This window comes from Rhodanobacter terrae (assembly GCF_042657005.1).
Lineage (GTDB): Bacteria > Pseudomonadota > Gammaproteobacteria > Xanthomonadales > Rhodanobacteraceae > Rhodanobacter > Rhodanobacter terrae.
The window spans coordinates 104891-129187 of the sequence record NZ_JBHSNG010000003.1 but is presented as its reverse complement, the minus strand read 5'-3'; the positions used below and the strand labels follow the sequence as shown (position 1 = coordinate 129187).

Annotated in this window: 30 protein-coding genes; 16 read left to right on the top strand and 14 right to left on the bottom strand. The window is 66.7% G+C overall.

From position 1 onward, the window contains the following. Genes ACFPPB_RS04250 through ACFPPB_RS04240 form a run of 3 tightly spaced genes read right to left on the bottom strand, consistent with a single transcriptional unit; the run spans position 1 to position 2052 of the window. Positions 1–282: an acylphosphatase gene (locus tag ACFPPB_RS04250; protein ID WP_377324733.1), complete on the bottom strand. Its 282-nt coding sequence runs from the start codon at positions 280–282 to the stop codon at positions 1–3. A 13-nt stretch (positions 283–295) separates the two neighbouring features. Further along, a complete protein-coding gene (locus ACFPPB_RS04245) occupies positions 296–778 on the bottom strand; it encodes a TlpA family protein disulfide reductase (protein WP_377324731.1) in 483 nt (160 codons plus the stop codon). Continuing rightward, a complete protein-coding gene (locus tag ACFPPB_RS04240) occupies positions 775–2052 on the bottom strand; it encodes a YihY family inner membrane protein (protein ID WP_377324729.1) in 1278 nt (425 codons plus the stop codon). Before ACFPPB_RS04240 ends, ACFPPB_RS04245 begins: the two co-directional genes overlap by 4 nt. A gap of 121 nt (positions 2053–2173) precedes the next feature. Here ACFPPB_RS04240 and wrbA point away from each other — a divergent pair, with 121 nt between their 5' ends. From wrbA to ACFPPB_RS04220, 4 genes are all read left to right on the top strand, one after another. Continuing rightward, a complete protein-coding gene (gene wrbA / locus ACFPPB_RS04235) occupies positions 2174–2776 on the top strand; it encodes an NAD(P)H:quinone oxidoreductase (protein WP_377324727.1) in 603 nt (200 codons plus the stop codon). Then, a complete protein-coding gene (locus tag ACFPPB_RS04230) occupies positions 2773–3117 on the top strand; it encodes a DUF2069 domain-containing protein (RefSeq protein WP_377324725.1) in 345 nt (114 codons plus the stop codon). The genes wrbA and ACFPPB_RS04230 overlap by 4 nt, the downstream gene beginning before the upstream one ends. Before the next feature lie 60 nt (positions 3118–3177). After that, a complete protein-coding gene (locus tag ACFPPB_RS04225) occupies positions 3178–4818 on the top strand; it encodes an acyl-CoA dehydrogenase family protein (RefSeq protein WP_377324723.1) in 1641 nt (546 codons plus the stop codon). A 285-nt stretch (positions 4819–5103) separates the two neighbouring features. Continuing rightward, the gene (locus tag ACFPPB_RS04220) at positions 5104–5592 is read left to right on the top strand and encodes an asparaginase domain-containing protein (protein WP_377324721.1); all 489 of its coding nucleotides are present in this window, start codon (positions 5104–5106) and stop codon (positions 5590–5592) included. Between the two features lie 42 nt (positions 5593–5634). Here the strand turns inward: ACFPPB_RS04220 and sufT are convergent, their stop codons facing one another. Then, positions 5635–6192 (bottom strand): putative Fe-S cluster assembly protein SufT, encoded by a 558-nt coding sequence (gene sufT, locus ACFPPB_RS04215; protein ID WP_377324719.1) that lies wholly within the window; start codon positions 6190–6192, stop codon positions 5635–5637. 241 nt (positions 6193–6433) lie between these two features. On the opposite strand from sufT, the gene ACFPPB_RS04210 reads away from it, so the two are divergent. After that, a complete protein-coding gene (locus ACFPPB_RS04210) occupies positions 6434–6886 on the top strand; it encodes a hypothetical protein (RefSeq protein WP_377324717.1) in 453 nt (150 codons plus the stop codon). Position 6887: 1 nt separating this feature from the next. On the opposite strand, the gene ACFPPB_RS04205 is transcribed toward ACFPPB_RS04210, so the two are convergent. Then, positions 6888–8366 carry an NAD(P)(+) transhydrogenase (Re/Si-specific) subunit beta gene (locus ACFPPB_RS04205; RefSeq protein WP_377324715.1) on the bottom strand — a complete coding sequence of 493 codons (1479 nt, stop codon included), beginning with the start codon at positions 8364–8366 and terminating at the stop codon, positions 6888–6890. After that, positions 8366–8671 (bottom strand): NAD(P) transhydrogenase subunit alpha part 2, encoded by a 306-nt coding sequence (locus ACFPPB_RS04200; protein ID WP_377324713.1) that lies wholly within the window; start codon positions 8669–8671, stop codon positions 8366–8368. The genes ACFPPB_RS04205 and ACFPPB_RS04200 overlap by 1 nt, the downstream gene beginning before the upstream one ends. A 149-nt stretch (positions 8672–8820) precedes the next feature. Here ACFPPB_RS04200 and ACFPPB_RS04195 point away from each other — a divergent pair, with 149 nt between their 5' ends. From ACFPPB_RS04195 to ACFPPB_RS04185, 3 genes are read left to right on the top strand one after another with little or no spacing between them, the layout of a single operon-like run. After that, positions 8821–9420 carry an RNA polymerase sigma factor gene (locus tag ACFPPB_RS04195; protein WP_377325045.1) on the top strand — a complete coding sequence of 200 codons (600 nt, stop codon included), beginning with the start codon at positions 8821–8823 and terminating at the stop codon, positions 9418–9420. Further along, positions 9417–9824 (top strand): hypothetical protein, encoded by a 408-nt coding sequence (locus ACFPPB_RS04190; RefSeq protein WP_377324711.1) that lies wholly within the window; start codon positions 9417–9419, stop codon positions 9822–9824. Before ACFPPB_RS04195 ends, ACFPPB_RS04190 begins: the two co-directional genes overlap by 4 nt. 3 nt (positions 9825–9827) lie before the next feature. Further along, the gene (locus ACFPPB_RS04185; protein WP_377324709.1) at positions 9828–10322 is read left to right on the top strand and encodes a DUF3106 domain-containing protein; all 495 of its coding nucleotides are present in this window, start codon (positions 9828–9830) and stop codon (positions 10320–10322) included. A gap of 59 nt (positions 10323–10381) precedes the next feature. Here ACFPPB_RS04185 and ACFPPB_RS04180 read toward each other — a convergent pair whose 3' ends face one another. Then, positions 10382–11482, bottom strand: coding sequence for an NAD(P) transhydrogenase subunit alpha (locus ACFPPB_RS04180; RefSeq protein ID WP_377324707.1), 1101 nt, complete (start codon positions 11480–11482; stop codon positions 10382–10384). Positions 11483–11619: 137 nt separating this feature from the next. On the opposite strand from ACFPPB_RS04180, the gene cdd reads away from it, so the two are divergent. From cdd to ACFPPB_RS04140, 8 genes are all read left to right on the top strand, one after another. Further along, positions 11620–12033, top strand: coding sequence for a cytidine deaminase (gene cdd / locus ACFPPB_RS04175; RefSeq protein ID WP_377324704.1), 414 nt, complete (start codon positions 11620–11622; stop codon positions 12031–12033). A gap of 62 nt (positions 12034–12095) precedes the next feature. Next, complete coding sequence (locus ACFPPB_RS04170) at positions 12096–12665, top strand: nitroreductase family protein (protein ID WP_377324702.1); 570 nt, start codon at positions 12096–12098, stop codon at positions 12663–12665. Further along, positions 12662–13573 carry a 5'-3' exonuclease gene (locus tag ACFPPB_RS04165; RefSeq protein WP_377325044.1) on the top strand — a complete coding sequence of 304 codons (912 nt, stop codon included), beginning with the start codon at positions 12662–12664 and terminating at the stop codon, positions 13571–13573. The genes ACFPPB_RS04170 and ACFPPB_RS04165 overlap by 4 nt, the downstream gene beginning before the upstream one ends. Positions 13574–13663: 90 nt before the next feature. Beyond that, entirely contained in the window at positions 13664–14497 is an 834-nt protein-coding gene (locus tag ACFPPB_RS04160) for an AraC family transcriptional regulator (protein ID WP_377324700.1), read from the top strand. 333 nt (positions 14498–14830) lie between these two features. Then, a complete protein-coding gene (locus ACFPPB_RS04155; protein WP_377324698.1) occupies positions 14831–15796 on the top strand; it encodes a DMT family transporter in 966 nt (321 codons plus the stop codon). A 68-nt stretch (positions 15797–15864) separates the two neighbouring features. Next, positions 15865–16443: an NUDIX hydrolase gene (locus tag ACFPPB_RS04150; protein WP_377324696.1), complete on the top strand. Its 579-nt coding sequence runs from the start codon at positions 15865–15867 to the stop codon at positions 16441–16443. 59 nt (positions 16444–16502) lie between these two features. Continuing rightward, positions 16503–16868: a hypothetical protein gene (locus ACFPPB_RS04145; protein ID WP_377324694.1), complete on the top strand. Its 366-nt coding sequence runs from the start codon at positions 16503–16505 to the stop codon at positions 16866–16868. 150 nt (positions 16869–17018) lie between these two features. Then, complete coding sequence (locus tag ACFPPB_RS04140; RefSeq protein ID WP_377324692.1) at positions 17019–17384, top strand: hypothetical protein; 366 nt, start codon at positions 17019–17021, stop codon at positions 17382–17384. 298 nt (positions 17385–17682) lie between these two features. Here the strand turns inward: ACFPPB_RS04140 and ACFPPB_RS04135 are convergent, their stop codons facing one another. The 7 genes from ACFPPB_RS04135 to ACFPPB_RS04105 form a co-directional block, all read right to left on the bottom strand. Then, positions 17683–17982 carry an STAS domain-containing protein gene (locus tag ACFPPB_RS04135; RefSeq protein ID WP_377324690.1) on the bottom strand — a complete coding sequence of 100 codons (300 nt, stop codon included), beginning with the start codon at positions 17980–17982 and terminating at the stop codon, positions 17683–17685. 10 nt (positions 17983–17992) lie between these two features. Continuing rightward, entirely contained in the window at positions 17993–19180 is a 1188-nt protein-coding gene (locus tag ACFPPB_RS04130) for a methyl-accepting chemotaxis protein (RefSeq protein ID WP_377324688.1), read from the bottom strand. A gap of 16 nt (positions 19181–19196) precedes the next feature. Beyond that, complete coding sequence (locus ACFPPB_RS04125; protein ID WP_377325042.1) at positions 19197–20288, bottom strand: protein-glutamate methylesterase/protein-glutamine glutaminase; 1092 nt, start codon at positions 20286–20288, stop codon at positions 19197–19199. 83 nt (positions 20289–20371) lie between these two features. After that, a complete protein-coding gene (cheD, locus tag ACFPPB_RS04120; protein WP_377324686.1) occupies positions 20372–21022 on the bottom strand; it encodes a chemoreceptor glutamine deamidase CheD in 651 nt (216 codons plus the stop codon). Next, the gene (locus ACFPPB_RS04115; protein ID WP_377324684.1) at positions 21019–21903 is read right to left on the bottom strand and encodes a CheR family methyltransferase; all 885 of its coding nucleotides are present in this window, start codon (positions 21901–21903) and stop codon (positions 21019–21021) included. Before ACFPPB_RS04115 ends, cheD begins: the two co-directional genes overlap by 4 nt. A 1-nt stretch (position 21904) precedes the next feature. After that, the gene (locus ACFPPB_RS04110) at positions 21905–23647 is read right to left on the bottom strand and encodes a methyl-accepting chemotaxis protein (protein ID WP_377324682.1); all 1743 of its coding nucleotides are present in this window, start codon (positions 23645–23647) and stop codon (positions 21905–21907) included. A gap of 13 nt (positions 23648–23660) precedes the next feature. Further along, positions 23661–24167, bottom strand: a complete 507-nt coding sequence (locus ACFPPB_RS04105; protein WP_377325040.1) for a chemotaxis protein CheW — start codon at positions 24165–24167, stop codon at positions 23661–23663. Positions 24168–24297 lie beyond the last annotated feature (130 nt).

The following is a 24297-nucleotide window of genomic DNA, read 5'->3' as shown; positions in this document are numbered from 1 at the left end:
TCAGCCGGTATGGAATCCGCGCAGATCGCGCCCAGACGGATCATGCTCGGGCAGGTCCTCGCGATCGACCGTCTCGACGCGTGCCGCCGGCGGCCCCTGCTGCAGCCAGCGCTCCAGCGCATCGAGCGCCTCCGCGTCGCCGCTGGCCAGCACTTCGACGCTTCCATCGAACCGGTTCTTCGCATGCCCGGCCACGCCGAGGCGCAACGCCTGTTCGCGGGTGCTGGCGCGGTAGAACACGCCCTGCACCCTGCCGCTGACGATGAATCTCGCGCTCGGCATCGCCTCGCTCCGATCAGGGCCCGATCATAGCCGCCAGCGCTGCCGCGGTGACCGGACCAACAATATGTTTGGCGACCGTGCCGTCCGGGCGAATCAGATAGGTGGTGGGCAGACCGCGCGGTTCGTCGAAATCTTTCAGCGGCTTGTCCAGCGTGACCTGCGCGACCGGGTAGACCACCGGATGCTTGGCGAGAAATGCCTTGATGTCGGCTGGTTCGCTGTCGTCGTAGGCCAGGCCGATCGCCGCGACGTTCTTGTGCGTGGCGACGAAATGCGAGATGTCCGGCATTTCCTTGATGCAAGGTACGCACCAGGTCGCCCAGTAGTTGACGATCACCCACTTGCCGCGCTGCGCGGCCAGGTCGAACGTCTTGCCGTCCAGGGTGGTGACATGCAGTGCCGGCCGCGCGGGCATGGCGGCCTGCGCAGGTGCAGCGAACGCCAATGCCGCGGCCAGCGCGACCACCGGGGTGGCGATGAGTGAGAACAAGGTCATGCGGGTAGTTCCTCGGTGTCGGCCGTGGGGCCGGTCCTCACGGGGTAGATCTGGTCGAGCCGTAGGCCCAGCTTCGCTGCCAGTACTTCGGCCAGTTCGGCCAGCATGGTCAGCAATTCCGCCGGCAGTTCGATGCCCAGTGCCCTGGCCTCCTGCACCGGCTGCAACGGCAGGGGATAGTCGATATGCCGGTATACGCGCAGCAGGTCGGTGCAATCTAGGCTGCGGCAGAGCAGCCAGCCGCCGGCCTCGCCGCGCCGGATCAGGTCGGCCTCGCGCAGGTCCTCGAAATAGGCCGCGATCAGCGCGCTGCGCAGGTACGGTTCCTTGGCATGCACGTCGGCGGGGTCCACACAGCCGCCGGCCCGCTGGGCTTCCACGAAATGCCGCAGCACCACCAGCAGTCCCAGGAACTCGGAACCTTCGGGCAACGTCTCCATCGGCGCGTGATATTCGAACGCGGACGCGGAGGCCGCGACCGACGCGGCCAGGATCACGATCACCCATGACAGGTAAATCCACAGCAGGAAGATCGGGATGGCCGCCAGCACGCCGTAAATCTGCTGGTAGGTCTGCGCGTGCTGCACGAACACGGTGAAACCCCAGCGCGCGATCTCGAACAGCACCGCGCCGAGTAGCGCGCCGATCGCCGCGTCGCGGCGCGACACCTTGCAGTTCGGGATCACCGAATACATCAGCCACAACGTGAAAAATGTCACCAGGAACGGCAGTATGCCCAGCAGGCCGCGGGCGATGCCGCCCAGCTGGTCCGCGGCGCCATGCAGCAGCGGCGCCGCAGTCACATAGGACGTCACCGCGATGCCGCCGACCACCAGAATCGGCCCCAGCGTCAACGCCGCCCAGTACAGCAGCAGGCGCGATCCCCAGTTGCGCGGCTGATGCACGCGCCAGATCCGGTTCAGCCTATCCTCGATGCTGATCATCATCGACACCGCACTGAACAGCATCACCAGGATGCTGATGCCGGTGAGCTTGCTGGCATTGGCCGCGAAGCCGAGCATGGTGTTCTGCACCGCCTCGCCCGCCGACGGCACGAAATTGTCGAACACGAAGTCGATCAGCGTATCGCGCGCCGCCTGGAAAACCGGAAACACCGAGAACATCGCGAACACCGCCACCGTCAGCGGCACCAGCGACACCAGCGTGGTGTACGACAGCGCGCCCGCCGTCTCGAAACACTTGTCGTCGACAAAGCGTTGCCAGATGAAGCGGCTGAAACTCGCCGTACGATCGCGATTGAAACGACGGACCATCGGTATCCTTGCGCGGGCGGCACTGTGCCGCGGCCAACCATCGTGGGTATCGGTCGTTACACTAGCGTACCGCCGATGAATCTCCCAAACACATGAGCCCCATCTCCATGAGCTCCAGCGCATGAGCCACGAAATCCTGGTCCTGTACTACAGCCGCAGCGGCCACACCGCGCAGATGGCGCGACTGATAGCGCGCGGCATCGAGGAGGTCCCCGGCATGCGTGCGCGCCTGCGCCAGGTGCCGCCGGTGGCGCCGGTGACCGAAACGGCACAACCTCCCGAACCCGAGGACGGTGCACCCTACGCGCAGAAACAGGATCTGCTCGACTGCATCGGACTGGCGATGGGCAGCCCCACCCGTTTCGGCAACATGGCCGCGCCGCTGAAATATTTTCTCGACTCGACCGGCGCCGAATGGGCCAGCGGCGCGCTGGTCGGCAAACCGGCCGCCCTGTTCACCTCGACCAGCACCATGCACGGCGGCCAGGAATCCACCTTGCTGACGATGGCGCTGCCGCTGCTGCATCACGGCATGCTGGTGCTGGGCGTGCCGTACACCGAACCGGCGCTGACCGCCACGCAAAGCGGCGGCACCCCTTACGGCGCCAGCCATGTAGCCGGCGCCAAGGGCGACAACCCGATCACCGAACATGAACGCGAATTGGCCCGCGCGCTGGGTCGCCGGCTCGCCGTCACGGCACGCAAATTGGCCGGCACCGCATGAGCACGCTGCCGACAGAACAACGACTGGGCCTGCTCGCCTGGGCCGCGCTGGTCGTGCTGCAGCTGCTGTGGCACGGCTGGCTGTTCCCGCCGCCAACCACTCCCCTGTGGCTGGTGCTGGCGATCACTGTCATTCCGCTGCTGCTGCCGCTGCTGGCGATCCGCGGTCCACGCCGCGCCCTGCTATGGGTCGGCATCCTCAGCCTGTTCTATTTCTGCCACGGTATCGCCGAAGGCTGGAGTTCGTCCGCCGAACGCGGGCTGGCGCTGGCCGAGATCGCGCTCACCCTGTTGTTGATCGGCACGCTGGGAGCCGGCGTGAAGCGCAAACAACACAGTTAACCAATCCTGTATAGCCCGGTTGCCTATACTCGGGAGAATCGCAGCGGGGGAGAGCTTCTCATGGGATTCCTGCAGGACGCGCCGCAACTGCCGCACCCGTATCGCAACGATCGCTCGCTGCTGGCCTTGCTCGATCGCGCGCTTCCGGCCGACCGGCGAGCCGCGCTGGATGCCGACCTCGACGCGCTGGGCGATTACGCGCAGATGGCATGGCGGCGCGCGAGCACGACGACGCGGCGCAAGCCGGTGCTGACGCAGTGGGATGCGTGGGGGCAGCGGGTCGACCGCGTCGAGCTCACGCCAGCCTGGCAGGAAGGCGCGGCGATAACGACTCGGCATGCCGTGCTCGCCGCCGGCCATGGCGACAGCGAACATGCGCGGCTGGAAGAGTTCGCCCGCGTCTACCTGTATCACCTCGCCAGCGAGTTCTATACCTGCCCGCTGGCGATGACCGACGGCGCCGCCACCGCGCTCAAGGCCTCCGGCAATCGCTGGCTGATCGAACGCGCGCTGCCGCATTTCCTCAGCCGCGACGCTTCGACCTTCTGGCTCAGCGGCCAGTGGATGACCGAGAACACCGGCGGCTCCGACGTGGGCAACACCGAAACCGTTGCACGAGAGGACGCCAGCGGCCAATGGCGACTGTACGGGCGCAAGTGGTTCAGCTCGGCGGTGGTCGGCGAGGCCGCGCTGGCGCTGGGGCGGCCGGAAGGCGCAGCGGTCGGCGCCGCGGCGCTGGCCTTGTTCTATGTCGAGACGATGGACGGTGAGCGGCGCAAGCCGGAACTCGTGATCGATCGCCTGAAGGACAAACTCGGCACGCACGAACTGCCCACCGCGGAAATCCATCTGGAGGGGCTGCCTGCCTGGCCGCTGGGCGAGCTCGCCCACGGCGTGCGCCAGGTGGCGTCGATGCTCAATGTCACCCGCACCTGGAACGCGGTCTGCGCGGTCGCGAGCATGGCGCGCGCGATCGGCCTGGCGCGCGATTACGCGATGCGTCGGCAGGCGTTTGGCCATCCATTGATCGAGCAGCCGCTGCATGCGCAGACGCTGGCCGACATGCAGGCCGAGTTCGAGGCCGCGTTCGCGCTGGCGTTCGAGATCGCCCACCTGCTCGGCCGCGTCGAGCATGACGCCGCCACTCCGCAGGAAGCCGCACTGCTGCGCCTGCTCACGCCGCTGGCCAAGCTGTGGACCGGCAAGCTGGCGGTGAAGCTGTGCTCCGAGGCGCTGGAGTGTTTCGGCGGCGCCGGCTACATCGAGGATACCGGTCTGCCCCAGCTGCTGCGCGACGCACAGGTGTATGCCATCTGGGAAGGCACCACCAATGTGCTGTCGCTGGACAGCCTGCGCGCGCTGACTGGCGACAGTTTCGCAGCTCTGCGCGCATCCAGCGCCATTTGGCTGGACGGCAACGACGACATGCACGCGACCAGCGCGATCCGGCAGACGCTGGACGCCGCCGCGCGCTGGCTCGACCAGCACGCGATCGCGCGCGACACGCGGGAGGCCGGCGCACGCGGCCTCGCCTTCACCCTGGCCCGCTGTGCGAGCGCCGCGCTGCTGGCGCGCCAAGCCAGCTGGTCGCGCCGGCACGGCGAGCAACGTCCGGCGGCAGCGCTGCGGCGCTTCGTCGGCCACGGCCTCGACCGGCTGGTGACGCCGGATGCCGGCGACACCGCCCTGTTGCTGGGATGACCTTTTCGCTGATCGTTCTTGTTGTTGCTGTTGTAGGAGCCCGCTCGCGGGCGATGCGGTTGTTCTGATTTTTCCTATCCGACATCAAAGCAACCGCATCGCCCGCGAGCGAGCTCCTACAACAGCAACAGCAACAACAGCAACAACAGCAACAGCAACAGCAACAGCAACAGCAACAGCAACAGCAACAGCAACAGCAACAGCAACAACAACGATAAACCGGGGCGGCGAGCGCTCCAGGTGGGCACAGGCTAAAATGCCCCGTCCCCCTCCTCGGCCACGCGCATGCAGCATCTCACCATCGTCACCACCGGCGGCACGATCGACAAGATCTATTTCGACGACAAGTCGGACTACAAGATCGGTGCGCCGCAGATCGGCGAGATCCTCGGCCAGCTCGGCGTGGCGTTTCAGTTCGACGTGATTCCGATCCTGCGCAAGGACAGCCTGCACATGGGTGCCGAGGACCGTGCGCTGGTGCGCTCGACGATCGAGGCCCAGCCGCATCGCCATGTGCTGGTCACCCACGGCACCGACACCATGGTGGAGACGGCCAAGGAACTGGCCACCATCAAGGGCAAGGTGATCGTGTTGACCGGCGCGTTGAACCCCGCACGCTTCCAGGGTTCCGATGCCGTGTTCAACATCGGCTGCGCCGTGGCCGCGGTGCAGACCCTGCCCGACGGCGTCTACATCACCATGAACGGCCGCGTATGGGATCCGGCGAAGGTGCGCAAGAACCGCGACGCCAACCGCTTCGAGGAAGCGGGCTGAGCGCAGCCGCCCGCCCTCACCGCGGGGAGGGCGGGCAAAAGCTCACAGCATGCCGGTCTCGAGTTTGGCGGCATCGGACATCATCGAATGGGTCCACGGCGGATCGAACACCAGATCCACGTCCGCTTCGGCCACGGTGGGAATCATTTCCAGCTTGGTGCGCGCGTCGTCCACCAGGATGTCGCCCATGCCGCAGCCGGGCGCAGTCAAGGTGAGCTTCACGTAGACCTTGCGCTCGCCCGACTCGGTCTGCTCCAGGCTGAGGTCGTAGACCAACCCCAGCTCGACCACATTGACCGGAATCTCCGGATCGAACACGGTGCGCAGCTGATCCCACGCCAGTTTTTCCACATCGGCATTGGTGGCGTCATCGGGCACCTCGATCGGAGCCGGCGGTTCCTTGCCCAGCGCGTCGGCGTCGTTGCCGGCGACGCGGAACAGGTTGCCTTCCACGTACACGGTGAAACTGCCGCCCAACGCCTGGGTGATGTAGCCGATCTGGCCGGCAGGAAGGCTCACCACGTCGCCTTGCGGCACCATGACGGCGCTGCAATCGCGCAACAAGGTGAAGGGTTCGCTGCTCAGACTGAAACCACTCATGCCACTCGCCAATCCTGTATTTGTGGGCTTGTACCTGCGGGCGCGACCACGCGTCGAACCCAGGTTGTCCATTATGCCGTCCGCCGCGCGGCTCCGCTTGTCCCAGATCAGGCCGGAATCGTTGAACTCAAGGGGATGCCGGAATGCAGTTGCCGGCGTCGGCTGCCGGCATCACGTTATGATGACTGCTTTGCCTGATGGACAAACGCATGTTCCCAGCCACCCCGCCGTGCCGTCACCGATGAGTGTGCGCAACGTATTGATGTTCGCGTTCGCGCTGTTCAGCGCCGCCATGCTGGGGCTGGCCGCCGGTGCGGTATGGATGGTCGCCACGCTGTATCTGCGTCAGCCGCTGCCGTGGCTGGCCGTTCCGATCGGTGCGCTGCTGGCCTGGGCCATCCGCGGCTATGTGCGATCGGCGGGCATCGGTGCCGGGCTGCTGGCCGCGTGGGCCACGGTGCTGGCGGCAATCTACGTGAACATGCTGATCGCCGGCGTACTGATCGCCGGCAACATGGGGATGGATCTGATCGCGACCTTGCGTACGGCCGGCACCGGCATGCTGTGGCAACTGGCGCGCATGGCCTGGTCGCCGGCGGATGTCGGCTGGACCGCACTGGCCACGCTGCTGGCGGCGTGGCTTGCGTGGCGCGCGCCACGCAAGCCCGCGCGCGCCATGGCGAGCGGCAAGTGACTCAGGCGTCGATCGCCTTCAGCTCCGTCACCAGTTCGCCCACCGCCGCCTGTCCGTCGCCGTACAGCATGCGGGTATTGTCGGCGTAGAACAGCGCATTCTCGATACCGGCAAAGCCGGTGCCCTTGCCGCGCTTGATCACGATCACGTGCTTGGCCGCACTCACGTCGAGAATCGGCATGCCGTAGATCGGTGAAGCCGGGTCGGTCTTGGCCAGCGGATTCACCACGTCGTTCGCCCCGATCACCAGCGCCACGTCGGTGGCCGGAAACTCCGGATTGATGTCGTCCATGTCGGCGATCAGGTCGTATGGCACGCCGGCCTCGGCCAACAGCACGTTCATGTGGCCGGGCATGCGGCCGGCCACCGGGTGAATCGCGAATTTTACCTTCACCCCGCGCTTGAGCAGCAGCTGGGCGAACTCCCACACCTTGTGCTGCGCCTGCGCCACGGCAAGACCGTAGCCGGGCACGATCACCACGCGCTCGGCGTACGCCATCATCACCGCCGCATCGGCCGCGTCGATCGGCTTCTGTGCGCCCTCGATCGCCTGCGCCTCGCCGCCGGCGGCGCCGAAGCTGCCGAACAGCACGTTGCCGAGCGAACGGTTCATCGCCTTGGCCATCAACTGGGTCAGCAGCGTGCCGGCGGCGCCGACCACCATGCCGGCGATGATCATCGCCTCGTTGCCCAGCACGAAACCCTCGAACGCCACCGCCAGACCGGTGAACGCGTTGTACAGCGAGATCACCACCGGCATGTCCGCGCCGCCGATCGGCAACGTCATCATCAGCCCGAACAGCAGCGCCAGCGCGAAGAACACCACGATCAAGGGCAAACTGGCGTGGCCGCAAGCCAGCAGGACGCCGATCAGCACCGCCGCGGCGAGCAGCAACAGGTTGACCGCGCGCTGGCCCGGAAACACGAAGCGCTTGTCCAGCCAGCCCTGCAGCTTGGCGAACGCGATCAACGAACCGGAGAAACTCACCGCGCCGATCAGCGCACCGAGCACGCCCAGCGCCAGTTCGACCGGCGACAGCGCAACCAGCGCCGATATCGGCGGCAGCGCATTGATCGCCCAGCTCTCCGGGCGCAACGGCGAGGTATCCGGAATGCCCGCCGGATGCAGGATCGCCAGCGTGCGTACGTAACCGATCAGCTCGACCGCGCCGATCGCCGCCGCCGCGCCGCCGCCCATGCCGTTGTACAGCGCCACCATCTGCGGCATCGCGGTCATCGCCACGCGCTTGCCGCTCCACCAGGCGGCGCTGACACCGATCAGCACGGCGGCGACGATCAGCCCGCGATGCTGCATGTCCGGCAGGAAGAACGTGGCCAGCACCGCCAGCAACATGCCGTAACCGGCCCAGACGATGCCGCCGCGCGCCGTACGCGGCGAACTCATGCGTTTCAGGCCCAGGATGAACAGCAGTGCGGCAAGGAAGTAACAAGCCTTGATCGCGATCGGCAGCCAGCTCATCAGTGAGCTCCCTTGCCGGTGCCCGGCTTGCTGGGCTTGAACATCTCCAGCATCCGCTCGGTCACCACGTAGCCGCCTGCGGCGTTGCCAGCCCCCAGCAGGACGCCGATGAAGCCGATCACGATCTCGAACCGCGTCTGCGCATGGCCTAGCGCGATCATCGCCCCAACCAGCACAATGCCATGCACGAAATTGGAACCGGACATCAGCGGCGTGTGCAGGATCACCGGCACCCGCGCGATGATTTCGTAGCCGGTAAACGCGGCCAGCATGAAGATATACAGCGCCAGGAAACCATCGATCATGACCCATCCCCTATGAGAACCGCCCGCCAGGACGTTGTCTTCGCATCATACGGGTGCAGGTCAACCCGTGCGAGCCTGCTGCGTTGATTACGGGAACCGAACCGATGGAGCCCGAGGATGCGCCATTCGACGATGCGGACGAGACGGCCATGAGCAGCGTGGCCGGTACGCTCGACGCGGACATGCTGGCCGAAGGCCTGCTGAGCGATACCCGCGAGACGCCCGCCACGCTGGATGCTTTTCTGGCGCAGGTCGAACGGCGCGCGTTCCGCATGGCCGAATTGCAACTGCGCCAGCGCGAGGACGCCATGGACGCGGTGCAGGACGCCATGCTGCGGCTGGTCAAGCATTACCGCGACAAACCCGCGCTGGAATGGTCGCCGCTGTTCTGGGGCATTCTGCGCCGGCGCATCGTCGATCTGCAGCGCCGTCGCAAGGTGCGCTCGATCGTGGTGGGCTGGCTCGGCGGCGGGCGCGACGACGACGGCGACGAACTGCCTTCGTGGGAACCCGCGGACCAGGGCCCGGGGCCGCTCGACCGGCTGCATGACACGCAGTCCTACGCCGACATGGCGGCGGCCGTCCGCCAACTGCCGCAACGCCAGCGCGAAGCCTTCATGCTGCGCGTGCTGGAAGGGCTGGACGTGGCGGAAACCGCCCGGGCCATGGGCTGTTCCGAAGGCAGCGTGAAAACGCATTTGTCACGAGCGATGCATCATCTGCGCGATCTACTGGAGGACTGGCGATGACCTCGTCCAAAAAGAACCGCCCCGACAAACACGTCGAACAGCGTGCCCGCGAGCTTTGGCACGAAGCCGCACAGCGCATCGACCCGGCCACCGCCGGACGTCTGCGCGCGGCACGGCGGCAGGCACTGGAGGCGGCGCAGGCACCGGCACACCACCCCGTTCGCTGGCTGATCCCGACCGGCGCCTTCGCCGTGATCGCACTGGCCGCGATGATGGTGTGGCATCCATTGCCGCAGCATCATGAAGCAGCGTCCGCACCAGCCCTCAACGGCAGCGCCGACTCGACGGCCGACCTCGACAGCGATCTGCCGCCGGATGCCGACAAGGCCGATCCGAACCTCTATCAGAACCTCGACTTCTATGGCTGGCTGGCTACCGCCGACAGCCATCCGGCAAACCGCTGAGCCATGACCAGACCGCTACGTCCGCTCCTCCTTCCGCTGCTGGCCGCGCTGCTTGGCGCTGTCGCGGTCATGCCGCTGCATGCGCAGAATGCGCCGGCGCACCCGTGGAGCAGCCTCGATCCGGCCCAGCGCGAGGTGCTGGCGCCGTTGCGGCAGGAGTGGGACAGCATGCCGCCACGCAAGCAGGCGCACATGCTGAAGCGGTCCGAGCACTGGGTCACCTTGCCGCCGGAAAAACGCGAGGAAGTTCGTCAGCGCATTGCCCGCTGGCAACAGATGACGCCGCAAGAGCGCCAGCAGGCGCGCGAAAACATCCGCAAGTTCAATCAGCTGCCGCCGGAGCAGCGCCGACAGTTGCACAAGACCTTCGAACGCTTTCAGCAACTGCCGCCGGCACAGCGCGAAAAACTGATACGTGAATGGCATGCCCTGCCCCCCGCGCAGCGCCTGCAATGGGGTCGCCCCGGCCACGGCCACCCGCCTTTCGGCCAGCCATGACCCGGCGCCGCCCCGCCTTGCGCGGGACGGCTTGTTCCGGAAGAAAGTGATTCGGCCGCTTACGCGCTGAAGCGGGTTTCGCCGGCGTGGCTGAGGCAGCTCCTGGCGACCAGCTCGTCGTTGAAATCCGGCTGCAACGCGCCGTCGTGCACCAGCAGCTCGACGAAGTTGAAGACGTTGCGCGCATACATCTCCGACGCATGCAGCGGTGCGCCCGCCGGCAGGTTCAGCGGCCCCAGGATCACCACCCCGCCATGCTCGACCCGCTCGCCCGGCCGGGTCAGTTCGCAGTTGCCGCCGCCCTCGGCGGCCAGATCGACGATCAGCGCACCCGGTTTCATGCCATCGACCATCGCTGCCGTGAGTATCTTCGGTGCCGGCCGTCCCGGTACCGCCGCGGTGGTGACGATCACGTCGATCGATTTCAGATGCTCGGCCAGCGCCTGCTGCTGCGCCGCGCGCTCCTCCGCCGACAGCTCGCGCGCATAGCCGCCGCTGCCGGCCGCACTGACGCCGAGTTCGAGAAACTTCGCGCCCAGCGATTCGACCTGTTCGCGGGTTTCCGGGCGCACATCGTAGCCTTCTGTCTGCGCACCCAGACGACGCGCGGTGGCGATCGCCTGCAGCCCGGCCACGCCGGCACCGATCACCAGCACCTTGGAAGGCCGGATCGTGCCGGCGGCGGTGGTCAGCATGGGGAAAAACTTCGGCGAGGCCTCGGCGGCGATCAGCATGGCGCGATAACCCGCCACCGCCGCCTGCGAACTCAGCACATCCATCGCCTGCGCCCGCGTGGTGCGCGGCAGCAGCTCCAGAGAAAACGCGGTCAGCTTGTGCGCAGCCAGCGCGGCCACCCGATCGGCCGCACCGTAGGGCCGCAGTTGACCGACCACCACACTTCCCTCGCGCAAGCCGGCGAACACCGCGTTGTCCGGCGGCAGCACGCAAGCCAGCAGATCGGCCTGCGCCAGCACGCCGGCAGCGTCGGCGAACTCGGCCTCTGCATAGGAGCTGTCCGGAAACCCGGCGGCGCGACCCGCATCGTGTTCCAGCAGGACGCGCAAGCCCTTGCCGCGCAGCTTCTTCGCCATCTCGGGCGTGATCGCCACGCGGCGCTCCCCGGCGGCGGTCTCACGCAAAGCGGCTACGGTGATCGGCATGGTGCAGTCCCCTCGACAATGATTGCCACATCTTAGCGGCTTGCCGTGCCGGTTTTGATCCGTATCGGCCGAAAAGGGTAAGCTGGCCCGCCGGCGCACGCGGCTCGTGCCACCCGGGGTCCTCGCCGGAGACTCCGATGCCCGTATCCACCAACATGTTCACCGACTTGCTGGCACTGGCGCGCAGCGCGCGCGATCACGCTTACGCGCCGTATTCGCACTTCCGGGTCGGTGCCGCACTGCTGACTCGCGACGGCCGCCGGTTCGGCGGGTGCAACGTGGAGAACGCGTCCTACGGCCTGTGCAACTGTGCCGAACGAACCGCGCTGTTCAGCGCGGTTGCCGCCGGTTGCCGGCCCGGCGACTTTGCCGCACTCGCCGTCATCGCCGATGGCGACAGTCCGGTCAGCCCCTGCGGCGCCTGCCGCCAGGTAATGGCCGAGCTGTGCGACGGCGCCATGCCGGTGCTGATGGCCAATCTGCGCGGCGACACGCAGCAGGCCACCGTGGCCGCACTGCTGCCCGACTCGTTCAAGCTGCCGCCGACGTGACCGTTCGCGCGCCGTCGACCCGCCGGTTAGCATGGGCGTCTCCGCGTCCGAAGAATTGATTCATGCCCGCTGCCCTGTCCCTGCTCCAGCAACGCCATTCCGTCCCTTCGCGCCAGTTGGGCGAGCCGGCACCGGACGAGGCCACGTTGCAGATGTTGCTCGAAGCGGCGATCCGCGTGCCCGACCACGGCAAGCTGGTGCCGTTCCGGCTGATCCGGCTGGAAGGCACGGCGAAGCTGCGCTTCGGCGAACGGCTGGCCGCGATCGCGATACGCAACAGTCCGGAAATGTCCGAGGCCAAGCAGGAGAAGGAGCGCCTTCGCTACACCTTCGCGCCGCTGGTCATGGTGGTCGTGGCCCGCCTGCATGCCGACAGCAAGGTGCCGGAGATCGAGCAGAAGCTGTGCGCCGGCAACGTCGCCTACAACATCCTGCTCGGCGCGCACGCACTGGGCTACGGCGGGCAATGGCTGACCGGCTGGGCGGCCTATGACCGCGAGGCGGCGGCGATACTCGGACTGGCCGAACACGAACACGTGGTCGGTTTCGTGCACCTGGGTACGCCGCAGATCGAGGTGCCCGATCGCGATCGCCCGGCGCTGGCCGACCTGCTCGGCACATGGACGCCGTGAACACGCCGGCGAACGGACTTCCAGCTGTCCATCTGGTCGACGGCAGCCTGTACGTATTCCGCGCCTGGCATTCGATGCCGAACGAATTCTTCGATACGGACGGCCATGCGGTCAACGCCGTGCACGGCTACACCCGCTTCCTGTGCGAGCTGCTGGAGCGCGCGCAACCCGAGCACATCGCGGTGGCGTTCGATGCCTCGCTGACCAGTTCGTTCCGCAATGCGATCTACCCGCCGTACAAAGCCAACCGCGAGCTGCCGCCGCCGGATCTGGAGCGCCAGTTCGTGCAGTGCCGCGCAATCACCGAGGCGCTCGGCATCCATCTGATGATCGACCACAGCTTCGAGGCCGACGACCTGATCGGCAGCACCGTATGGAACCTGCGCGCGCATGGCCGGCGCAGCGTGATCGTGTCCGCCGACAAGGATTTCGGCCAGTTGCTGGGTGAGCACGACGAGCAGTGGGATTATGCCCGCGGCCTGCGCTGGGGTCCGGCCGGCGTGCACGAAAAACTCGGCGTGCATCCGCACCAGGTAGCCGACTATCTCGCGCTGTGCGGCGATGCGGTGGACAACATTCCCGGCGTGCCCGGCATCGGCGCGAAAACCGCCGCCGCCCTGCTGACGCATTTCGGTAGTCTGGATGCCTTGCTGGATCGCGTCGACGAGGTGCCCTTCCTGCGCCTGCGTGGCGCAGCCAGTTGCGCGGCGAAGTTGCGCGAGCACGGGGAGCAGGCCCGGCTCTACCGGCGGCTTACGCGCATTGCGCTGGACGCACCGGTGGCCACAGAGGCTGATGCCTTGCGCCGTCTTCGCGGCGAGGCCGCAGCGCTGGATGCGTTGTGCGAGCGGCTGCGGTTCGGACCGTTGACGCGGACGCGCTTGAAAGCGTTGCTGGTTCAGGACTGAGACGAAGCGCGTTGCGCACGGGGTGCGCTCCTACGGAAGAGCACGCTTTTTTGTAGGGATGCACTCTATGCGCGACCGGTGCGCGGTAGCATGACCAACATGCAAGGCGTCCCCTCCCAGCTTTCATCCCAACGCGACACCGCGGAGTTCCGGCTGGCAGCGCATCGTCCGGGCGTGGAGCTGTATCGCGCGCATATCGTGCGCCATGCGTTCCAGCCACACACGCATGATGGCTTCGGCTTGGGTGCGATCGAGTCGGGTGTGGAGCGTTTCCGCTATCGCGGCGCCGACCATCTCGCGCCACCCGATTCCATCGTGATGATGAATCCCGATGAGTTGCATACCGGACGCGCTGAAACCGAGGGTGGCTGGCACTACCGCATGGTGTACATCGAACCGTCGGCGGTGGCCGAGGTCACCGGCGAGCCGGGCTGGTGGTTCGGCGAGGTGGTGCGCAAAGACCCGCCGAGCGCACGGCGCGTCACCTCGCTGCTGGATGCGCTGTGGCAGTCGCGTGAGCCGCTGGCCTTCGACAGCCTGCTGTTCGAGCTGCTGACGCAGTTCCGTCGCCATGCACGCACGCCGCGCGCCGCCCCTGGCGAACGCGCCGCGCGTTTCGCAACAGTGGTGGAGTATTTGCACGCTCATCTCTCGCAGCGACTTACATTGGGTGAACTGGCCGCGGTAGCGGGGCTCAGTCCGTTCCATTTCCTGCGCCGGTTCCAGGCGCAACATCACGCCACGCCCCAGCAGATGTTGATGGCGTTCCGGCTGGCCGAGGCGAAACGGCAACTCTCCCGCAACGAACGGCCCGCCCAGGTGGCGGCCGCAGTGGGGCTCGCTGACCAGGCGCATCTCACGCGGGCGTTCGCGCGTCGTTATGGGGTGACGCCGGCGGCGTATCAGCGTGCATTGCGGGGGTAGTTCGCCGGGGGGGGATTGGGGCCCGGTGCCTTTCGCCCCTTTGAAGGTTTACGCGACCGGGCTCGCCTGTGGCGCTGACGATACACGCCAGAGTGAAAGTCACTGAATGCCTCGCTACGCTCGCCGGGGCCGCCCTGGGACGTTCTGCGCGCTTCGCGCCGGTCCAGCTTGAGCTGGGGTGACGAGCGTAAAAACGATCGCCAAACGCACGCCCGGATGACAAGCAACGACCGGTGATTCCGCAACGTCATCACCGATGCCACCACCCGCCCCCAAGCACCCACCGCAATCTGGTACAAGACCGCGCCCCTGCCAACAGTCACGCTACGCGCCATGTGGACAGGAACGCTCTACGCACTCGCTGCCGGCCTGATGTGGGGCCTGGTATTCATCAGCCCGCTGCTGCTGCCCGAGTATCCGGCCGCACTGCAGTCGGTGGGGCGCTATCTCGCCTTCGGTCTGATCGCCCTGCCGCTGGCATGGATGGACCGCCGTGCGCTGCGCCAGCTCGGGCGTGCCGACTGGCTGGAGGCGCTGAAGCTCGCCGCGATCGGCAACCTGCTGTACTACCTGTGCCTTGCCAGTGCGATCCAGCGCGCCGGCGCCCCGCTGCCCACCATGATCATCGGCACGCTGCCGGCAGTGATCGCGATCACCGCCAACCTGCGCAATGCCCGCCGCGATGGCCGGCTGCCGTGGCTGCGACTGGCACCGTCGCTGGTGCTGATCACCGCCGGTATCGCCTGCGTCAATCGGGCTGAACTGGCGACGCTGGACCTGCAGGCCACCGGCGATCTCTCGCGCTACGCGCAAGGCGCGCTGCTCGCCTTCGTCGCGCTGGCGTGCTGGACCTGGTATCCACTGCGCAACGCCGACTGGTTACGTCACCATGCCAATCGCAGCCCGCGTACCTGGGCCACCGCGCAGGGCCTCGCCACGCTGCCGCTGGCATTGGTGGGCTATCTGCTGCTGTGGTTGTTCATGGGCGTCGGCGGCCACCCGTTCGCCATGCCGTTCGGCCCGCATCCGCTGCGCTTCGCCGGGCTGATGGTGGCCATCGGGTTGTTCGCTTCCTGGTTGGGCACGCTGTGCTGGAACGCCGCCAGCCAGCGCCTGCCCACCGCGCTGGCCGGGCAGTTGATCGTGTTCGAGACACTGGCGGCGCTGGGCTATGCCTTCGCCTTGCGCGGCCGCGCTCCCGGCCCGCTCACGCTGAGCGGCATCGCTCTGCTGATCGCCGGGGTGGCCTGGGCAACGCGCATCAGGCCCAGTCCCATCGAGATCGTGGCAGATGATTGAGCGTGTGGTTGTGACTGCCACACAGGCGCGGCACCATGACGGTTTGTTGCCACCCTGATGCGATGCCGATGAACCATCCAGACAGCCGTATCCCCGCCGACGCCAGCGCAACGGTGGAAACCCTGTACGAAGGCCGCTGGCTGAGCCTGCGCAAGCGCGGCCGCTGGGAGTATGCCGAGCGCAACAATCCCGGCGGAGCGGTCATCATCCTGGCAGTGACTCCCGACGACCGTGTGCTGTTCGTCGAGCAATACCGCGTGTCGATCCTGCGGAACACGATCGAGATGCCGGCCGGACTGGTCGGCGACGAAGTCGGCATGACCGACGAGAGCGCACTGCTCGCCGCACAGCGCGAGCTGGAAGAGGAAACCGGCTATCGCTGCCAGCGGGTGGAGTTCGTGCACTGCGGCCCGTCGTCGTCGGGCATGAGCACCGAGATGATCACCTTCGTGCGGGCGTGGGAGCTCACCAGAGTCGGCCCGGGCGGCGGCGACGAAACCGAAAACATCGTGGTGCACGAAGTGCCACGCCTGGAAGCCGGCGCCTGGCTGTTCGCCCGTTCCGCCGAGGGTTATTCGATCGACCCCAAGCTGTTTGCGGGGCTGTGGTTCATCGAACATTTCAGTTCGGCCGCTCCCGGACTCTAAAGATTTCCCCGGCGCGGCCGATTTCAGGGTCATGGTCCCCTGATCCCGGAACGCCCATCATGAAATCTCGTCTGCTTGTTTCCGCCCTGTGCCTGTTCGCTCCGATGGCAGCCAATGCGGCCTGCGCCGCCACGGATTTCGTCATCAAGGATTTCGCCGTCAGCGCCGGTTCCACCGGGATGAGCACCAAGATGGTCATGAAAGGCGAATTGGTGAACAACTGCGCCGAGCCTGCCGCTGCCCAGATCGAAGTCCAGGCCAAGGACAGCAATGGCAACGTCTTGCAGAGCAAGAAAGGCTGGCCGGCAGGCACCACCAATATCGCGCCCGGCAAATCGGTGCGATTCGACGTCGGCCGTCAATTCCACTACGACCCCGGCATGCAGACCTATGCTGCCGGCATCGTGAGCGTGCGCAGCTGGTAAGCCGGCGACGGATGGCGCCATCCGCGGCCGGTCAAGGGATGTCGCGCCGACGCGCGCACTGCCGGCCGGCCGCACGTCCGCTCTAAAGTTTTCCGGGTCGCTGCCGTTTATCAGGTGTCCTTCCCCCACCCGATGATGAGATAACCCGAAATGAAGAACATTCTGATTGCCTCCGCCCTGCTCCTTGCCGCCCCCATGGCGGCACACGCGGCTTGCTCGGCCACCGATTTCGCGATCCAGGATTTCAAGGTCGCCGCCGGTTCCAGCGGCATGAGCTCGAAGATGACCATGAGAGGGCAGCTGGTGAACCACTGCGCCGAAGCGGCGGCCGCACAGATCGAGATCCAGGCCAAGGACGCCAGCGGCAACGTGATCGCCAGCAAGAAGGGCTGGCCGGCGGGCACCACCAATATCGGGCCGGGGCAGTCGGTGGAATTCGACCTCGGCCGCCAGTTCCATTACGACCCCAGCATGCAGACCTACGCCGCCGGCATCGCCAGCGTTCGCGCCTGGTAAGCCGCAGCGCGACGATCGGTGCGGGCCTGACCGGGGCTTTCTGATCGTCGCCGACAAGCAGCAAACGAATCCGGGCCGCCATCACGGCGGCCCGGATTCGTTTGCCTGCATGCGCTGCCCCGCCGGCTCATCGATGCGGCTGCAGGCTGGCTGCAACGCCGGAGTGCCCCGCACTCCCCGCCCATTCCCCGCAGATACGAAAAGGCTCCGGAATCCGGAGCCTTGAGGCACAACGCACGCGCCAAAGGGATGTATCGCAGGCCGGGAAGGCATCGAGGCCCGTCAGTCGCTGCAGGAATCAGTGCAGCATGAACAACTTGTCGAAGCCGGCCACGCGCAAGGTACTGCGCAATTCGGTGCCGGCGTTGACGATGCGGATCTCGGCGCGGTCGGCGCCGGCGTGTTCTCGCAGCAGCAGCAGCATGCCCAGCGCCGAGCTGTCCATGCTGGTCACCTCGCCCAGGTCGATGACGTAGCTGCGTGCGGCGCCACCGGCGCCGAGACAGGCCTCGTGAAAATCGCGATGGATGCTGAAATCGAAACGCTCGCCCAGTTGCAGGGTCAGGCAATCGTGTTCGCTGTCGTGATGGACGATCATGCTGTGCTCCTCAAAACAATTCGATTTCGCCGGCATCCATCGAGCTCTGCAATGCCGGGCCACGGGAGCGCAGACGCGCCTTTTCACGCTGAACGGCCAGCCGGCTGCGCACCCGTTGCGCATGCTCGGCAAGGTTGTCGGCGTCGACCGGCGCGCAAGCCAGCTCCTCGATGTCGCGGGTGCATTCGCCCACCACCTCCTGCAGTTCGACGAGCCGGGTGCGCGTCTGCCGCAGCAGCTGGCTGAGGATGTCCTCGAACTGCAGCGACCTGATCGTGGTGGAGACATCGCTGCCCAGGCCGCGATTGATCTCGACCACCTGGTCGGCGACCGCGCTGGTGCGTGCGTCGCTTTCGGTGACGTGCGCCATCATGGCGTCGATGCCGCCCTTGGCCGACAGCGCCACGTTGAGGTCCTGCGAGGCCATCGTGCCGACCAGCCCGCGCAGTTGCTCCATCGCGGTGCGTGCGCGTTCGACGTGGCTGCCGATCTGCTCGTTGAACTGGTTGGAGTTGCTGGCCAGGTTGCGGATCTCGCCGGCCACCACGGCGAAGCCGCGGCCGGACTCGCCCGCGCGCGCCGCCTCGATCGCCGCGTTGAGTGCCAGCAGGTTGGTTTCCTCGGCGATCGTGTTGACGTTCTTCAGCAGCCCGAATACGGCATCCATCTCCTTCGCCATGCCGTCGATGCGGTAGACGATGCGCAGGCTTTCGCGCGACATCTGCACGATCATGCCGACGAAGTGCTGCAGCAGGTCGCCGGTGCGGGCCGCGAAATCCTGCACCGAGACCCCGCCGTTCTGGGCGTCGATGATCTGCTTCAGCAGCGACTGCTGCAGCCCGGTCTTGTGCGAAAGGCCATCGAACCCGCCGCCCAGTTCGGACACCGCGTCGCGCAGCAGGTCCAGTCCCTGGTGCAGCTCGCGGGTGGCGTGGCCGAGCTCGTCGACCAGGGCGCCGCGCACGTCCTCCAGCGCCTCGCGCACGGGAGTGCTGTTGCCGGCTTCGGCCGACGGCGCGGCCAGCGGCGGCTGGCGCCGGCTCTCGACGATCCATACCGCGGTGAGCACGACGATCAGCAGCGGCGCCAGCCATGTCGGATGCCACAGCAGCGCCAGCAACAGCGCAAGCGTACTGGCGATCCAGCCGTAGAGCGGGCGGTCAGCGAAGATCCGGGCGATGTGAGATAGGACAGCCATGAGCCGATATCCGATGTCAGGTGCGTGAAACACCGTCGTGGGGTTGGCGCGCCAGTGCGAGCAGGCGCGCGGCAATGTGATCAAGCGGCTGCATTTCCGCAGCCGCACCGAGTTTCCATGCAGCACCGGGCATGCCCCATACCACCGAGCTGGCCTCGTCCTGCACCAGCGTCGCCGCGCCGGCCTGTTTCAGTTCGAGCAGGCCGCGGGCACCGTCGTCGCCCATGCCGGTCAGCAGCGCGGCAATGGTGCCCACGCCGGCGCTGGCGGCCATCGAGCGGAACAGCACATCCACGCTGGGCTTGTGCCGGTTGACCGGCGGCCCGTCGTGCAGCCGGCACACGTATTTGGCGCCGTCCCACATCACCAGCAGGTGGTGGCTGCCGGGAGCGATGTAGGCATGGCCGGACTGGATCGGCTGGCCGTCCTCGGCCTCGCACACGCGCATGGCCGAACACCGGTCCATGCGCGCGGCAAACGGGCCGCTGAAGGCCGCCGGAATGTGCTGGGTCACCAGGATCGGCGGCGCATCGGGCGGCATCGATTCCAGCACCACGCGCACCGCCTCGGTGCCGCCGGTCGAGGCGCCGATCACGATGATCGAACTGCCGCCGCGGGTGCCCGACGTCTGCACGCGCGGCAGCACCGCGTCCGCCGACAGGCGCGGGGGCACATCCAGCCTGCGCACCGCCGTACGTGCGCGCGGCCGGGCCTTGGCCGCCAGCTTCACCTTGGCGCAGATTTCCTGCGCGCTCTGGCCGAAGCTGTTGGCCAGGTCGCTGCTGGGCTTGGCCAGAAAATCCACTGCGCCCAGCTCCAGCGCGCGCAAGGTCACCTCGGCGCCCTGCACCGTCAGCGACGACACCATCACCACCGGCATCGGCCGCAGCCGCATCAGGTTTTCCAGAAATGTCAGGCCGTCCATGTGCGGCATCTCGACGTCCAGCGTCAACACGTCGGGGTTGAGCTGTTTGATCTTCTCGCGGGCAATCAGCGGATCGGCGGCGGTGCCCACGACCTCGATCTCGGGATCGCAGGCAAGCATCGTCGTCATCAGCTTGCGAACCAACGCCGAATCGTCGACTACCAGGACACGTACTCTTTCCATTGCCATTCAACTTACCTGCCATGAAGCTCGAGCCGCGTCGCAATCGACGGCGGCCTCGCCGGTTTTCCGCGATGAAGCCGTCGCTAGAAGAGCTCGACCTCACCCTTTATCGGGTCATTTGCCAAACGCTTGAGGTAGCCAGGCTCATCGGCCACCAGCTGCACGTCGTCGTGGCGCCGCAACAAACGCACGCGCGCCCGGCCACTGCTGGGAAAGAACTGCACCTGCCGCGGATACACGTCGCCGAGATCCGATGCGCACAGGTTCAGCTTTTCGGTAGCGATGTAGTGCTGCACGAAATCGATGTTGCGCCGGCCGATATCGGTCAACTGCGCCAGCACCCGGCCACCGCCGAATATCTTGACCTGCAGGTGGGCGCGCTGGCCGCCGGCGATGAGAATCGCGTTGATCAGCTGTTCCATCGCATCGCTGCCGTAACGCGCGGCGCGGCCCACGGTGGAGGTCCAGCTGTCGCGCTCGCCGCGCGGCTCCGGCAGCATGAAATGGTTCATGCCGCCGATGCCGCGGTGCGGGTCGTGGATGCACGCCGACACGCAGGATCCGAGCACGGTCGTGACCAGTTCATTCTGCGTGCTGACATAGAACTCGCCGGGCAGCACCTTCACCGTCATGCACGCCTGCGTCGGGTCCCAGTAGCGGCGCAGGTGCTCGAAGCCTGGCAGCACCAAAGCGGGGTCCGACGCATTGGCGCGGCGGTCGGCCAGCAGTGTCATTCGGCGATCTTCCGATGGACGGTGCGGCCGATGAGCTCGAACTGGTCATTGACACCGTGCAGCGATTCGGAATGACCCAGAAACAGGTAGCCGCCCACCGGCAGCAGCTCGGCGTAGCGGCGAAACAGCCGCTGCTTGGTCGGCTGGTCGAAATAGATCACCACGTTGCGGCAGAAGATCGCGTCGAACGGACCGCTCATCGGCCACGGATGCAGCAGGTTGAGCGGCTCGATGGTGACCAGTTCGCGCAGGCGCGGATGCACGCAGGCCAACCCTTCGTACTCGCCCTCGCCGCGCAGCATCCAGCGCCGGCAGCGCTCGGCGCTGATGCCGGCCAGGCGCTCCAGCGAATACTCGCCCCTGCGCGCGGTTTCCAGCGCCTGCGGCGACAAGTCGGTGGCCAGGATCCTGGCGTCCACCTTGCTGCCGCTCTGCTCGATCGCCTCGGCCAGCACCATCGCCAGCGCGTAGGGCTCTTCGCCGGTGGAGCAGCCCGCCGACCAGATCCGCAGGCGGTCGCCTTCGCGACGTTTCTCGTGCAGCCAGCGCGGCAGCAGCTCGTCGACCAGCAGGTCGTAATGGTGCATTTCGCGGAAGAATGACGTCACATTGGTGCTGATGGCGCTGGCCAGCTCGCCAAGTTCGCTGTGCGGATCGCGCCGCAGCAACTCGCAATAACCGGTGAAGCTCGACAGACCCAGCGCGCGCAGCCGCCGCAACAGGCGCCCCTGCACCAGCTGGTGCTTGTGGTCGCCCAGCGCGATGCCGCAATGCTCCAGCACGAAGGCCCGCAGATACTGGAAATCGGCGTCCCCCAGCAGCGGGCCCGCCGGGCCCGTCGCGATGGCTTTGTCGTCGAGGGCAGCGGACACCGCATTCACGTCAGAATTCCTTCCATACACCGGTTGCGCTGGCGGGCTCGGCCGGTGCGCGCGCCGGGCGGACGGCAATCGGCGCGGTGTTGCGCACGGCGGCGAATACCGCCTCGGCCTCCGCCGCCACCGTCTTCGCCCGCGCCGACGCCGCCGACGCCGTGGATGCCGCGCCGTCGTCGCTCAAGTGGAAGAAGCCGACCTGGCGGGTCAGTTCACCGGCCTGCTCGTGCATGGCGCGGGCGGCGGCGGCGGCCTCTTCGACCAGCGCGGCGTTCTGCTGGGTCATCTCGTCCATCTGCATCACGGCGTTGTTGACCTGGTCGATGCCGGCGGACTGTTCCTGGCTGGCGGCGGCGATCTCGGCCACGATGTCGGTGACCTTCTTCACGCTCTCGACGATCTCCGCCAGCGCCTTGCCCGACTGGTTCACCAGCTCCGAGCCGCTGCGCACTTTCTCCGCGCTGTCGTTGATCAGCCCCTTGATCTCCTTCGCTGCGCCGGCGCTGCGCTGGGCCAGGCTGCGCACCTCGGTCGCGACCACGGCGAAGCCGCGGCCCTGCTCGCCGGCACGGGCTGCTTCCACCGCGGCATTCAGCGCCAGCAGGTTGGTCTGGAACGCGATCTCCTGGATCAGCCCCACGATGTCGGCGATCTTGCCGCTGGACGCGTTGATCTCGCTCATGGCCAGGATGGCCTTGCCGGCCACTTCGCCGCCGCGCTCGGCCTGCTCGCGGGCGCCGCGGGCGAGCTGGTTGGCATGGCTGGCGTTCTCGGCATTCTGCTTGACGGTGGAGGTCATCTGCTCCATCGACGAGGCGGTCTCTTCCAGGCTGGAGGCCTGTTCCTGCGTGCGCTGGCTGAGGTCGTCGTTGCCGTGCGCGATCTGCTGCGCCGCCGTGCTGACCGCATCGGAGCCTCGGCGGACTTCGCCGACGGTGAGGGTGAGCCGGTCGTCCATCGTGCGGAACGCTTCCAGCAAACGCCCCAGTTCGTCCTTGCGGCGCGTGGTGATGTGGTGGCCGAGCTGGCCTTGCGAGATGGCGTTGGCCAGATGCACCGCCCGGTTGAGCGTGCCGACGATCGAACGGATCAGGAAGAACGCCATCAACACCGCCAGCAGCATGCCGGCGCCGAGCGCGGCGAAGGTCATCAGGCGGATGCGCTGGTAGCTGGTGACGGCCGACTCGTACTGCAGGCGGCTCTCGTCGATCTGCATGGCGATCAGCTTGTTCATCTCCGAATCCATGATCGTCATATTCGGCAGCACGTCGGAGTACAGCAGGCTGCTGGCGCCGTCATCGGCCTTGTTCAGCGCATCAGTGATCTCGGTCATCGACGATGCCACGTCGCCGCGGGCGCTTTCGAACGCGCTCCATTGCTTCTTGACTGCCGGCGACATCGCGGTCGCCCCAAGAGTCTTCAGCAGCACCGCGTCACCCGCCTGGGTCTTGGCAACCTCGTCGAGCTTCTGTTTGACGATCGCCTTGTCATCCTTGTGGAACGCCGCCTCGCTCAGCGAAATGAAGCTGTCCAGCGAGCCGCGCGCCACCTGGTTGATGTTGGTCAGCGGGATCAGTTCTTCCTGGTAGATCTGGCGTGCGCTCTCGTTCGCCCTGGCCATGCCGCCAAGTCCGATCCAGGCGCCTACCAGCAACATGGCGCACAACAGGCCAAGCACGCCGATGAGGCGAGCCTTGACGGTCAATGTGGTCAGGCGGGACAAGCGCGCCGTCAAATTCTTCATCTTCATCTCGATTCCCGGGTCAGGCGGCAACTTCAACTTCCTGGATGGTCGGCAGCGCCGCCTCCAGCGTTTCCACGTCCTCCGGACGCATCAGCTTTTCCACATCCAGCAGCATCACCATGCGTTCGGCATAGGTGGCGAGGCCTTTCAGATAACGCGTATCCACCACCGCGCCCATGTCCGGCACCGGCTTGATCGCCGACGGTTCGATGTCGACCACGTCGGAAACCGCGTCCACCACGATGCCGAACAGGCGCTCGGCGATAGCCACGATGATCACCACGGTGTCGTCGCCGTAGCTTTCGCGCCGCAGGCCGAAACGCAGACGCAGATCCATGATCGGCACGATCGCGCCGCGCAGGTTCAGCACGCCCAGCACGTAATCCGGCGTCTGCGGAATGCGGGTGACGCGCGACCAGCTGCGGATCTCGCGCACGGCCAGGATGTCCACGCCGTACTCTTCGTCGGCCAGGCTGAAGGTGAGTTGCTGCAGCGGCGCTGCAGCGGCCCGCCTGTCTTCGCGCATCGGGTTTTCGTGCATGGGGTCTTGGTTCATGGGGCGTAACCTCGTGGCGGACGTCTGCGCGTCCTGCTTCCTTGACTGTGTCGGCGCAAGCGCCGGGAACTTGAGTGCGGTGCAGGCTAGATCGAGCGCC